A 13,458-nucleotide genomic window follows, 5' to 3' on the forward strand; every position below is an offset into this window, starting at 1 on the left:
CTATCTTTTAAAAATTAACATTCATTCCAAATAAAAATGTTTTTGGATTTGGATAAAATCCTTGATCTATACCTGCTCCGATTGCATTACCATTTGAAGTAGTTGGATCAAAACCTCTATATTTTGTGAGTGTTAATAAGTTACTTCCAGTAATATAAAATCTTACTTTCTCAAATTCAAGTCTCTTTAATTTATCACTATTTAAAGTATACCCTATCTGTACATTTTGTAATCTAACAAAAGAACCATCTTCTACAAAGAAATCTGAAAATAAGATGTTTCCGTTAGCACCTGTTGTTACTCTTGGAAAAGAATCACTTGTACCTGGCCCTGTCCATCTATCTAAAAAATAAGAGGGTCTGTTTGTTAGCGGTAAGTTTCTTTCGTAATTTCTAACCAACTCATTCCCAATTGATGCAAAAGCGTAGGCATTAAAATCGAAATTCTTGTAGTTAAGAGAAATATTTAATCCCATAGTCATATCTGCAATTGGGTCACCAATATACGTTCTATCATCACCATCAATTATACCATCGCCATTATTGTCTACAAATCTTAAATCACCTGGTGCTGCATTTAACTGTGTTGCATGTGCATTGACATCTGCTTGTGTTTGAAAAATACCATCTGTTTGATATCCGTAAAAATAACCAATAGGCAAACCAGCTTCCATTCTTGATGGTGGCTCTTGGCCAACTCCAAAAGAACCTCCTTGTAAAATACCAGTAGAATTACCTACAAATAAAACATTGTTTTCTAATGTTGTGAAATTATAATTTGCACTAAACCTCAAATCACTAGAAATTTGTTCTTTATACCCTATAGAAAATTCAAAACCTTTATTTTCTACTGTACCTGCGTTTACCAGTGGTGAACCAGAACCGGGAGCAGAAACACCTAGCAACCCTGATGCTTGTGGTTGCACTAATAAATCTTCTGTCTTTTTATTAAAATAATCTGCAGTAATATTTATTTTATTAAATAATTCTACATCCACCCCAATATTTAAAGGAATTTGTTTTTCCCATCTTATTTCTGGATTAGAAATTCTACCAAAAGCTGCATTTCCTTGTACAATTTCGTCATTAAATACATAAGCTCCTTCGCCATCTAATAAAGAAACAAATCCAAAAGCAGGAATTCTATCATTTCCTAAAATACCATAACTTGCTCTAAATTTCAAAAAGTTTAAAACATCAGAATCCTTTAAAAAATCCTCTTCTGATGCTACCCAACCCAAAGATGCTGTTGGGAAAATACCAAATTTATTTGCAGGTCCGAATTTTGAAGAACCATCTCTTCTAATTACAGCCGAAAAAAGATATTTACTGTCATAACTATATTGCATTCTTGAGAAGTAAGACAATAAACGATCATCGTATCTTAAATTTAAACCGTTATTTCTACCTCTAAAAATCTCTAAAAAATCTCCATTCTCTGCAAGTCCGTTAATAGTTACATCATTAATATTGGTTCCGTCAGCAAAACTTAATTGATTTCTAATTATATTACCTTGCGTTCTAAAAACAGAGGTACCCAGCATAACTTTAACATCATGCACATCATTAAAAACCCTTTCATAATTTACAAAAGCATCAAAAGTATAATCTTTGTTATGTTCTTCATACTCTGAAAAAGTACTTTCAAAAATATTAAAAACGTTTGATGGTCCATAAATAAACTCGGGTGCAAAACTATTAGAGTTCACTACAGAATAGTTGAATTGTATTCTTGATTCTGCTGTAAAATATTCTAAAAACTTATAATTTAAACCATAGCTTCCTGCAATTTTATTTACCCAAGTTCTATTTTCAGAATTCTCTACTTGCGCTAACGGATTGGCTACTTCAATACCTGTACCAATTGCTGGTGGTGTAGAGAAATCTCCGTTTGCATCAAAAACACTTGTAGTAGATGGCATATTCAAAGCATTAAACAATACAGAACCTAAAGTGTTCTCTACTAGATTCTGCTTATTTGTATTTGTATAAATAGTAGAAGATGTAAACTTTAAATTATCTAATATATCTGTACTAAAATTAAATCTTGCAGTGGTTCTATTAAAATTAGATTTACTGCCCCCTATAATTCCGTCTTGATCTAAAAGAGAGATTCCGAAGGCCATAGCAGATTTTTCTGTTCCTTTACTACCAGAATAGTCAATACTTCTAATTGGTGCTGTTTCAAAAACCTCATTTTGCCAATTGGTACCTTGTCCTAAACCACTTACATTAGAAAATGGCAATACTTCTCCGTTTGCTGCAAAAGCCTCATTTGCTAAAAGTGCATATTCAATAGCATTTAAAAGTGGAATTTTTCTTGTTGTTTGTTGAAAACCATAGGTCATATTTAAGTTAGACTTTAAATCGGTGTTTTTTCTACCGCCTTTAGTCGTTATTAAAATAACTCCGTTTGCCCCACGAACTCCATAGATACCAGCTGTTGCATCTTTTAAGATATTCATCGATTCCACATCATTAGGATTCACAACACTTAAATCTTCAATAACGTTACCATCTAATAAAATTAAAGGTCTACCATCTCCGTTTGTAGAAACCCCTCTAATTTGAATATTTAAACCAGCACCTGGTGAACCAGAGCTTGATGTAATATTAACACCAGCAACCTGACCTTGCAAAGCCTGATCTATTCTTGTTGGTTTTAAATCGTCTATCGCTGCGCTAGAAACTACAGAAACAGCGCCTGTAACTTCTTTTTTTCTTTGAGTACCATACCCAATTACAACAATTTCATCTAAAGCCACTGCCGATTGATCTAGAGAAACATTCATGGTTTCTCCGTTTACAATAACTTCTTTTGGTTTGTATCCCAAATAGTTAAAGACCAATACAACACCTTTCTGTACTTTATTGAAACTGAACAAACCATCAAAATCGGTTTGTGTTCCGCTTACAGTCCCTTTAATTATAATACTTACACCGGGTAAAACATCGCCAGTAGCAGCATCTTTAACGACTCCTTTTACATCCACAGTTTGTGCACTTGCAAAAACCGATCCTAATGCAAAGAGTAGCATCATCATTTTTTTTCTCATAAAAAAAGTTTTAAATTATAGTTTAAACAAAAATAGTGGTAATTATTTGTTAAAGTTGCAAAAAAAGCCGCAACAATAAACATACACTACAAAAAAACATATAAAACAGGCTAAACCACTTATTTTTAAAAATTTAAAAAATGAACATTTACTTTATAAATAAGAAATGTTGTGTTTATGTATGGTTAAATCTCCCTGTTTATAGAACTAAATCTCTATTATGTAATTCGTTAAATTGGCATCGTGTGGTAAATTCATTTTTTTACGAAGTCGATATCGTTTTACTTCTACGCTTCTAGGTGAGATATTTAAGAGAGGCGCTATTTCTTTTGAAGATAAATTTAATCGAAGATATGCACATAATCTTAAATCATTTGGCGTTAATTCTGGATGCTTTGATTTTATCTTTTTAAGAAAATTTTTATCTGCATTATTAAATGCTTCTTGAAACAATTTCCAATCATCTGTATTGTTTAAGTTTTGGTCAATTATTTTAACAACTTTATCAATTCCTTCTTTTCCCTTAATAGTGAGCTCTGTTTTTATCGTATTTAAAAATTCATTCTTCTTAATAATACTCATGGTAGAAGTGGCTAACTCTCTGTTTTTGCTTTCTATATCACTTCTTAATTTATCATTATTTAGTTTGATAATTTTTTGTGAACTCTCAAGCTCTTTTAGTTCTAGATCTCTCTGTGTTTTTTCTAATAAGTTTACTCTTTGTCTTTTATAAAAGGTTTTTGTAATGATGTGTAGCGTAAAAAATAGAATACAGAATACAACAACATAAATAAAAACCAATACGTTAGATAAATACCAAGGCTTCGCTATTTTAAAATTGTATGCTGCAACATTCTGACTTAATTTATTGTCAATTGACGCTCTTACTTTAAAAGTATATTCGCCAAAGGGCAAATTTTCAAACAAAAAAGAATTGTTTTTAGATAGTTTACTCCATTTCTCATTAAGCCCATCTAACATATATTGATACTTAATAGAAGCCGTTTTATTATAATTCGAAACGCTATGAACAAAACCAATATTATTTTCATCTACTGTAAAAACTCCTTTTTCTTTTAAGCTTACGTTATTTTGCAAGCCATCAATTTCATTATAAAAAATTCTATTGATGTTTATGGTAAAATCTTTGGGTTCGAAAACACTATTTAAATCGATCAATAAATAACCATCAGACGTACCTATTAAATACTTTTTATCTTCTAAATGAATAATGTTTTCATAACCAGAAGCACCTTTATAGATAGCTCCTTTTATTGGAATAATTTCTAAATCTGGTTTTGCACTTAATTTACCTGGTGCAAAATAACGAATATCATCTTTTGTAAATGACCATAGTTTATTAGCAGCATCATCAAACAATAATTTAGCAGAAAGAAATTTGCCCTCTGGTATTAATTTACTGTAAACGGTATCTATTTTAAAACTATCTTTCTCATTATCATACCTATACACACCTTTTTTACAAGCATAAAAAATAGCATTATTATATCTTATTAAACTAGAATGAATCCCTTTAGCAACCGATACATCTTTACTTATGTTGGTTACGTTCTTAAATTCTTTGTCTATTTCTAATTTAAAAACACCTTTATATTCATGATTTACAAAAACCCTATGATCGTCTTTTAAAATAAAATATTTACTAGAATTAGAGAATCCCTTAATCTTATTTCTTAATTTCCAAGATTCCCCATTTTTTGATAAAATATACAAGCCATCATAACTTCCTTGAATTAAAGTATTATCATCTATTTTTTTAACTCCCCAGGTTCCGTCTGTACCTTCAATAAGGCTTGCTATCTTATTTTTTATGATAAATGTGCCCGAATCATGACTACAGAAAAGAACCCCATCAATTTCTTGTATATTCCAAACTTGACCTTGAGTGTTGGTAATAAACTTAAAATCATCATCAGAATTCTTTTTCTTATAATACAACCCTTGATTGGTACCTAAATATAAATTGTCTTTGTGCACAATAGAAGCATAAATTGTTCCCCAATAGCTTGTTTTGTTGACAAAAAGCTTAAAGGGAGATGATAAATTTACCACGTTAATTCCGTTATCTAAACCTAGCCATATATTTTTATCTACATCCTCAAAAATTGCCAAAACGGTATTATTACTCAAGCCCAAACCTTGGGTTATTTGGTAATTAATTTCTCCGTTTTCATATAATTTAATAAATCCGTTAGAAATTGTACCTAGCACAATATCTCCGTTTTCTAATTGCTTAGCGCTGTAGATAGTTTTAGTTAATAAAGACGCGTCTGCACTTATATTCCACTTTTTCAACTCTTTACCTTCTAAAAAGAAAAAACCTTTTTTCTGTGTCGCAAAAAATAGTTTGTCGTTTTTTAAAAATATTTCTACAATTTTATTTTCTTTTAATATTTGATTATCAGAAACCAATTTAGGAATTCCGTTTTCTATCATAAACACCCCTTTCCCTAAATCATGAAAATAGATAACATTTTCTACTTTCGATAATTTTGTAATGCTTTTTGACGCCTCAATTACTTTAAAGGTTTTAGTCGCTGTGTTGTACAGATAAATTCTTTGTAGCGATTTAAAAAGTAGCCAACCATCTAATTCAAATATTTCCCAAATTTGCTCGTCTTCGAGCATTTCTATATTATTTTCTTCTACAATTGAAGTATAATCTAAAAGACCAAAATCATTTTTTACCCAATAGCCAAAATCCATATAAAAACCAGTATAAACTTTATCGTTTAAACATTTAACAGAACGCATAATGGTTTCGTTGGGTGTTGGGTACAATTGCCAGTTTGCGCCATTAAACTCTAGCAAGCCTTTATTATTTGCAACGTAAATAAAATTGTTAGCGTCTTGAGAAATTGCCCAATTTTGGTTTTCAGCTCCATAATCTTCGGTAGAAAATATGTTTATTGGAGGGACTTCTTGAGAAAAAAGACCAAAAACAAAAAAATACATGACAAAAATAATCGAACTTTTTAAGCTAGTAAATAACATATATATTGATGTTTGGTTTTCAATATTACGCAAATTACTTACAACGTTTTTGTATAAGCTTTGTTGCGTTGGTTAGGAAGTAAAGTTAGTAAATAATTGCTGACAAAGAAAGTCCGCGAGGACTTTCGTAAGTAAGCGATTACCAGCAATAAAGTTTATACGGTGTTGCCATTAGTACTTCTTTCCGATTCTAAATGTCAAGCGATAGTTTTAAACTTCCACCTAATCCTTCTCGGATTATTCTCATTAAAGTCGAAAGTCGAATATCACTCGCATTATTTTCAATTCTCGAAATGTAATTTTTGGTTGTTCCTACTTTTTCCGCTAATTGTTGTTGTGTCAGTTTCTGTCTTTTCCTTGCTTCTTGAATTAAAGCTCCGATTCGAAAAGTCTCGAATTCTTCCTCGAATTTTTCTCGGCTTTCAGTTCCTTTGTCGCCGTATTTATTATTAATATGTTCTTTCCAACTTTTAGGATTTTCACTTGTTTTCATAATATTTCTTTTTTAACGTTTCCGCTTTTTTGATTTGCTTTTTTGGTGTTTTTTGAGTTTTTTTCTGAAATCCGCTTAATAACATAATGACATTTCCTTTGTCGAAAAAACAAAATACTCTGAAAATATTATTTCCAGTTTTTACTCGTATTTCCCAAAGTCCATCCGTTCCAGTCATATGATCGAAATATTGTTTGGGAACTATTTTTGTTCTTTCAATAAGTGAAATTGTCCAATCAAACTTGTTTTTGACTTTCGGTTCAAGTTTATTATAAAAATCCCAAAAGTGATTTTCATACGGGATTATTTCTCTTTCAAATTCAGCCAATTCTATATGTGTTTTTAATTCCGAAACAAAGTTACCTAAAAAGACAACATTTTCCAAATTATTTAACAAATTTCATTATGAAGTCGAGATTTTTTTTGTATTAATGGCAACTAACAAATTACAAAACTTGTGTATGGCTTTTTAATAAAGGTGTATCACTAAAAAAAAAGAATAAAAGCCTAATAAATAAGATTTTAAACCACTGTATCTTCTAAAAAAAAATTGAGTAACTTTACCAAATATTTAACATCTATATGAATTTAATAAAAAAATTAGGAGTTTCTAACTTTTTAATATTGGCCCTGTGTATTGCAATTATACTTGTTGCTGAATATCTTTTTTTAACCGGAGACCAACTACACGGTATTTTTATTGGGCTTTGGGCACCAACGCTGCTAGGATTTATGATTTACCTTAAACTCATCGGGAATGAGCGCAAATGATATCATAATTTATTTTTCGATTTTTGTAGTATTATGCGTTGTCATTTGGGCTTATATTATGATTAATGAGTACAATAAGGTGGGTAAAAATTAACTTTTTGATTTATTATTGTTTCTTTTCTAATAAAACAATATCAAAGTCAGAGTCTATAATTGCCTTTCCGTCTTTTACAACGCCGCGTGTATTGGAATAGAAATCATGAAATTCTTCTCCGTTTTTAAAAATAGTAGCTACATTTATTACTTTTTTTCCTTTTGATAGATGTATTCCAACAACCACTTGGTCTTTATTTCTAACTCTTGAAAAAACCAAACCATTATCTTCTGATATAAACTGATGTTTTCCTGCACCCACGGATGGATGGTTTGCTCTAAACTGACCTAGTTTTTGCCAATGATTTAAAATTTGTTTTGTATTTTTATGATTACTAATTTCATCCCAGTTCATAAAAGAACGCAAAGTAGCATCGCCAACGGCGCCATCAATTGTTAAATCTCTTGCAGATTCGTCTCCATAATATACTTGTGATGTTCCAGGAGTTAACAGCAACATTGTTGCCGTTTCATAGGGTATTTCTCTATTTTTATCAAAGGGATTCCCATCATCGTGAGAAGTCATATAATTTAGAACCCCGTAGTTTTTTAGTTCTGTATTTAAAAGAGAATCATATTTAACAAAAACAGCATTTGCTGCCATTTGTTTCGCATTCCATTTAATTTCAAAATTGATTAAACTGTTAAATGCTTTGTGAAAATAATTTACTTGTTTATCATCCAAATCAAAATATTTTCCTTGAGAAATTGCGTAATTATACACTTCACCAACCAAATAAAAATCGTTATTGTCTAATACTTTTTCAGGATTATTTTTTTTGTACTCCGCAAAAGTGGCCTCACAAAGGGTTTTAAATTCTTGCCAAACATATTCTTCTGTATGTTTTACAGTGTCTACTCGGTAGCCATCAATTCCGAATTCAGTAATATAATCTGTTAACCATTTCATGATATAAAAACGTGGTGCTCTTGGGTGACCTGTTTTTGCGAAAAAATCATCTAATTCTTTCAACTCTTGCTCATATCGTCCTTCTGCCTTCCATTTTGCAACTAATTGTGGTGGTAATTTAACAGCTTCATTACTTTCTGTTCTAATGTCTGGTAAATTCTCAACTAAAGTGCAGGTCACGGTAGATTTGTAATCTTTATGACTACATGTCGGAGTTGTTCTTACCCAATCAGTTGGCCAAACAGTATCTTTTTCTGTTACAGGTCCAGTATGATTTATTACAGCATCTAACAAAACTCGAATTCCGTTTTTGTGCGCAGCATCTACTAATTCCTTTAAATCTTCTTTTGTTCCGAAGTTAGGGTCAATCTTCGTCCAATCTTTTGTCCAATAACCGTGATAACCATAAGAAAAGCCGGTACCTTCATCGGTTACACCGTGAATTTGTTCTACAACTGGCGTCATCCAAATGGCATTAATGCCTAAATCTGTAAAATAACCTTCTTTAATTTTCTGTGTGATTCCTTTTATATCGCCGCCTTTAAAACCTCTTAAAACGCCAGTTTTTTCGGTTCTTTCAAAATTGATATCATTGCTTTTATCGCCATTATTGAATCGATCTGTTAATAAAAAATAAATATTTGCTGCTTCCCAAACAAACTCTTTTTGAGTAGTTTTTTTGGATGCTATTTGAGCTGACGTATTTTCTTTACAATTTAAAAAAGTAAAAAAAGTAAAAAGGATTATGATTTTTTTCATCTTAAAATTTTATTGAAGTTTTAATATAAAGGATTCTAAAGGTTTGATTGTAATTGGCACAACTCCTTTCGATTGATTTACTTGTAAATTAAAAGTCGCTGTATTGTATAATGCATCTTTTAATTGATATTCTCCGTCTGCTAAATTCCATTTTTTAATAAGTTCTGATGGAATTTTTAATTCAAATTTAAATGTCTCTTTGTCATCAAAATTTGAAATAATAAGTAACTTTTCATTATCTGAATAGCGAACAAAAGACAAAACTTTAGCCGTATAATTATCTGTGTTTTTTCTATTAAATTGATGTATATCTTGGTAAGTGCCCATTAACCCATCACTCTGAGTCGTAAAATTTAACAAACGCTTGTAAAAATCTCTTAAGGCTAGTTCTTCTTTGGTTGATTGTCCTCCATCAAATTGTTTATTATTCACCCACCTTTGAATAGAGGGAACACCAACATAATCAAAAATTGAAGTTCTTGACGGAGTCCCAAACCCGGCATTTTCAGAACCATCTTCGCCAAATTCTTGTCCAAAATATATCATCGTTGGTGCGGTAGAAATCGTTGCAGAAACTACCATTGCCGGTTTTCCTTTTTTGGCATTTCCTGCAAACTCTGGACTTGAAATTCTTTGTTCATCATGATTTTCTAAAAAATGCAACATATGCTGTTCAATATCTTTTAAATCTTCTTGAATTGGAGGAATATGATCTGTTAAGCCACGACCTTGCATGATATTTTTTATCGTGTCATACAACTGCACTTTATCATACAAATAATCCATTTTTCCTTTTTTAATATAATCTCTGTACATTTTAGGATTGTACACTTCTGCTAATAAAAAAGCATCTTCATTTTTCATTTTGATGGCAGAATTTAAATAGCTCCAAAATTCTACAGGCACCATTTCTGCCATGTCAAACCTGAAACCATCAACTCCTTTTTCAATCCAATACAAAGCAATATCTCTAAATTTTATCCAAGAATTTGGTACGTTTTGATCTTGCCAAAATTCAAAATGTATTTGATACGCTTCATTCTCGAATCCTGCTGGTAAATCCTCAAAATCTTTTTTTCCATCTGGTGAGATTCCGTAATTTACTTTTACAGTTTCATACCAGTCATTCCTGTTTGGTTTTGGAGAACGGGCACCATTACCAGTCCATTTTGCAGGATTTTCATCAAATTCTCCATCTGATAAACGTTGCTTTTCCCCTCCTAATGGCGAATATCCATTTATAAAAGCTGGCACTTCAAAAGGTGTATTTGGCACATAATAAAAATTATTATTCACATCATATGCAACCGAAGTATCATCCTCTGCTCCAAAATCTTTTGTGCCTATAGGATTTGTTAAACTTTGATAATTTCTTGCAACATGATTTGGTACGATATCGATAAGTACTTTTAAATCATTTTTATGAGAACGCGCAATTAATGCCTCAAACTCTTGCAAACGATTTTCCACATTTACTGCCAAATCAGGATTTACATTGTAATAATCTTTCACAGCATATGGAGAACCTGCTCTGCCCTTTACCACATCTGGATCGTCATTAGAAATGCCGTATTTTGTATAATCACGAATTACATCATGATGCGGAACACCCGTATACCAAATATGGGTAACGCCTAAATCTTTAATTTCCGTTAAAGCTTCATCTGTAAAGTCGTTAAACTTTCCAACACCATTTTCTTCAATAGTTCCCCAAGGTGTATTCGTGGTATTTGTATTGCCAAATAACCGTGTAAAAACTTGATAAACTACTGTTTTTTTCTCTGTATTCATACGCTTCATATTCTCTTCTGATCCTTTCTTTTTTGCTGTACATCCAATTAATACTATTAAAATTAAGACAGATAAAACGTTTACTACTTTTTTCATAATTGATGCTTATTTTAAGGATATTTTTACCGTCAATTCTTTCTTCGGATTCCATTTTATAGGAATTTTTAAAACGTTATTTTCTGGTAAAATTCGTTTTCTTTTTCGGGCAACTTTTATCTTTTTAGGACTCCAATTAATATTATGAAGAACCAACGTAATTTCTTTTGCTGATGCATTCCAATTAGCACCAAATTCGGCTTCAAAATTAACTTTTAAAAAGCGTTTTGTAAATTCCGCTTCAAATTCTAGCAACTCATACTTTCCTTTTTCAAAAGCATTTGCCGTCAATCCGTCATCATTATAAAAGCTTCGTTCACTTTCTTGTGCAGAAGTATCATAATAATAGTGCAATTCAAATTTGTTCGCTTTATAATGATCTGTAGTTTGCACCAATTCCGACATCAAAATAAAGGCACCACTCCTTACATAAGTCGGAATAGTATTTTCTTGAACTTGTATCGTTTTTGTTTGTCCGCCTTCAACTTTTTCATCCGAATAAAAGTTGAACCAATTCGCTGTCTTCGGAAAATAAATTTCTTTCGTTTTTATGGAATCTTTTAAAATTGGTGTGATTAAAAAATCTTTCCCCCATAAATAGGTAGCTGAATTCGTCATTAATTCCGCATCATCTTCCTCAAAGAAAATAGGACGCATTAAGGGAGTTCCTTTTTGATTATTTTCAAAGGCTAGATTGTAATTATAAGGCAATAATTTGTAGCGTAATTCAATCGATTTTTTTGCTAATTTCTTCACTTTTTCACTTCTAAAAACAGGTTCACTGGCAACATCTTCTTGCGCGTGCGGTCTATATATGGACTGAAACACACCATATTGTAACCAACGCGTATATAAAGTATCATCTAAATTTGCACCTGCAAATCCGCCTAAATCAGAATGCATATAGCCCAAACCTTGCATCCCCATTTGCAATGCTATTTCTGGTTGAGATTGCAATCCGCCCCAAGTTCTATTCACATCACCAGACCAAGGAATCATACCAAAACGTTGCGAACCGGCAGCACCTGCTCGCATTAAAATAAAAGGTCTTTCATTCGGATACTCTTTTTGATACCCTTCAAAGATTAATCGTGCCCAATCATGCCCATAAATATTATGCACCTCATCGGCAGAACCTGTTGCATGTTGCACCCAAGATGGATGCACTTCTGGTTCGCCTAAATCTCCCCAAAAACCTTTTGCTCCTAAATCATAAATTTCTTTGTAAATATTCCAAAACCAATCTTTACCTTCTTTTTTGTAAATGTCTACAATACCTGTATTTCCAAAATAGAAATCATATTTTGCAGGATTGCCGATAGAATCTTTTGCCAAAACATCTTTTTCTACCGCTTCCTTCCATTTTTTAGAGTTTGATAAAATAAAAGGTTCTGTTATTAAAACTGTTTTTACACCTTGTTTTTTAAAATCCGAAATCATCCCTTTCATATCAGGAAAAGAATCTTTGTAGACTTCTAAATTCCCCATCGTTCCTTTTAAATCTTTACCAAACCAATACAAATCGAGAATTACCGCATCTACAGGAATTTTTTCTTCTTTAAATTTAGCAATCGTTGCTTCGGTTTCTTGTTGAGAATGATACCCAAATCTACTCGAAAAATTCCCTAAAGCCCATCTTGGTGGTAAAGGTTGTTTTCCCGTTAAATTCGTGTAATTATCAATTAAATCAATCCAAGAATCGCCCACTATTACTTGATAGGTTTTGCGCCCAGAAATGGTTTCGTAAGTTAAAGTGTTGTCTTTTTTACTATCTAAATCTAAATAACCAATGGGTGCATTATCAAAATGAAGCATGTATTTTTTTGATGAAATTACTAACGGAATTGTAAAATTCATCAATTCAGAATAGGTTTCATAGCCATAATGTGCTCTGTTATACAAGGGCAATCTGTGACCTCTTCTATTCATTCCTAAAGCTCTTGCTCCTGCGCCATATAAAATTTCATCCGCAGTTAAATTAAATTCAATTTTTTCTGTAACCTCCGCAACGATATTATCTTTCACCAAATCCATCGGTTCGTGTTTTGACTTAAAATAGCCTTGCTTTTCTGATGTTATGATTTTGTCTTTATAGAAATAGGAAATTTGAAAAGGAGCTTTTTGAACCGTAAGTTTTAAATCATCCGCAGAAAAAAATACTTTATTTTTAGTTTCTTTATATTTTGTTTTAAGTGATATTGGACTCAAAACAACTGCGTGAGATGCGCTTGAAAAAATTTCATTTGTTGGAATAAAAGAGGTTTCTACAATTTTATTTGAGTAAAACTTAATTTGATATATTCCGTCATTTACTTCAATCTTTAAAATAGTATCTTTTTCAAGTGTCACACTTTTAAAAATTCTATTTGAGTTTTGAGCAAATGAAGAAACCGAAATAAAAAGTAGTAAAAAAAATATTTTATAGGTTTTCATAGGTGAATTTTAAATGTTCTCGATACATCACGCAAAAAAAGC

8 protein-coding genes are annotated in these 13,458 nt (G+C 31.5%); 1 reads left to right on the forward strand and 7 read right to left on the reverse strand.

Going from position 1 to position 13,458, the window contains the following annotated elements:
* Positions 1 to 7: 7 nt before the first annotated feature.
* From ES044_RS09290 to ES044_RS09305, 4 genes are all read right to left on the reverse strand, one after another.
* A complete protein-coding gene (locus ES044_RS09290; protein ID WP_189663261.1) occupies positions 8 to 3,055 on the reverse strand; it encodes a SusC/RagA family TonB-linked outer membrane protein in 3,048 nt (1,015 codons plus the stop codon).
* Between the two features lie 207 nt (positions 3,056 to 3,262).
* Positions 3,263 to 6,070 (reverse strand): triple tyrosine motif-containing protein, encoded by a 2,808-nt coding sequence (locus ES044_RS09295; protein WP_147119169.1) that lies wholly within the window; start codon positions 6,068 to 6,070, stop codon positions 3,263 to 3,265.
* Positions 6,071 to 6,260: 190 nt separating this feature from the next.
* Positions 6,261 to 6,563, reverse strand: a complete 303-nt coding sequence (locus ES044_RS09300) for a helix-turn-helix domain-containing protein (protein WP_147119168.1) — start codon at positions 6,561 to 6,563, stop codon at positions 6,261 to 6,263.
* Complete coding sequence (locus tag ES044_RS09305; protein ID WP_223813550.1) at positions 6,550 to 6,948, reverse strand: type II toxin-antitoxin system RelE/ParE family toxin; 399 nt, start codon at positions 6,946 to 6,948, stop codon at positions 6,550 to 6,552. Before ES044_RS09305 ends, ES044_RS09300 begins: the two co-directional genes overlap by 14 nt.
* 197 nt (positions 6,949 to 7,145) lie before the next feature.
* Here ES044_RS09305 and ES044_RS09310 point away from each other — a divergent pair, with 197 nt between their 5' ends.
* Entirely contained in the window at positions 7,146 to 7,334 is a 189-nt protein-coding gene (locus tag ES044_RS09310) for a hypothetical protein (RefSeq protein ID WP_147119167.1), read from the forward strand.
* A 106-nt stretch (positions 7,335 to 7,440) separates the two neighbouring features.
* Here ES044_RS09310 and ES044_RS09315 read toward each other — a convergent pair whose 3' ends face one another.
* The 3 genes from ES044_RS09315 to ES044_RS09325 are packed head-to-tail and all read right to left on the reverse strand — an operon-like array spanning position 7,441 to position 13,416.
* Entirely contained in the window at positions 7,441 to 9,096 is a 1,656-nt protein-coding gene (locus tag ES044_RS09315; RefSeq protein WP_147119166.1) for an alpha-amylase family glycosyl hydrolase, read from the reverse strand.
* A gap of 9 nt (positions 9,097 to 9,105) precedes the next feature.
* The gene (locus ES044_RS09320; RefSeq protein WP_147119165.1) at positions 9,106 to 10,983 is read right to left on the reverse strand and encodes an alpha-amylase family glycosyl hydrolase; all 1,878 of its coding nucleotides are present in this window, start codon (positions 10,981 to 10,983) and stop codon (positions 9,106 to 9,108) included.
* 9 nt (positions 10,984 to 10,992) lie between these two features.
* Complete coding sequence (locus ES044_RS09325) at positions 10,993 to 13,416, reverse strand: TIM-barrel domain-containing protein (RefSeq protein ID WP_147119164.1); 2,424 nt, start codon at positions 13,414 to 13,416, stop codon at positions 10,993 to 10,995.
* Between the last annotated feature and the right edge of the window lie 42 nt (positions 13,417 to 13,458).

Origin of the sequence: Polaribacter sp. IC066, from assembly GCF_007997085.1 — a bacterium.
Taxonomy (GTDB): domain Bacteria; phylum Bacteroidota; class Bacteroidia; order Flavobacteriales; family Flavobacteriaceae; genus Polaribacter.

Coding starts and splice junctions, on each gene's coding strand:
- ES044_RS09290 (WP_189663261.1), bottom strand. CDS start 3,055: ATGAGAAAAAAAATGATGATGCTACTCTTTGCATTAGGATCGGTTTTT.
- ES044_RS09295 (WP_147119169.1), bottom strand. CDS start 6,070: ATGTTATTTACTAGCTTAAAAAGTTCGATTATTTTTGTCATGTATTTT.
- ES044_RS09300 (WP_147119168.1), bottom strand. CDS start 6,563: ATGAAAACAAGTGAAAATCCTAAAAGTTGGAAAGAACATATTAATAAT.
- ES044_RS09310 (WP_147119167.1), top strand. CDS start 7,146: ATGAATTTAATAAAAAAATTAGGAGTTTCTAACTTTTTAATATTGGCC.
- ES044_RS09315 (WP_147119166.1), bottom strand. CDS start 9,096: ATGAAAAAAATCATAATCCTTTTTACTTTTTTTACTTTTTTAAATTGT.
- ES044_RS09320 (WP_147119165.1), bottom strand. CDS start 10,983: ATGAAAAAAGTAGTAAACGTTTTATCTGTCTTAATTTTAATAGTATTA.
- ES044_RS09325 (WP_147119164.1), bottom strand. CDS start 13,416: ATGAAAACCTATAAAATATTTTTTTTACTACTTTTTATTTCGGTTTCT.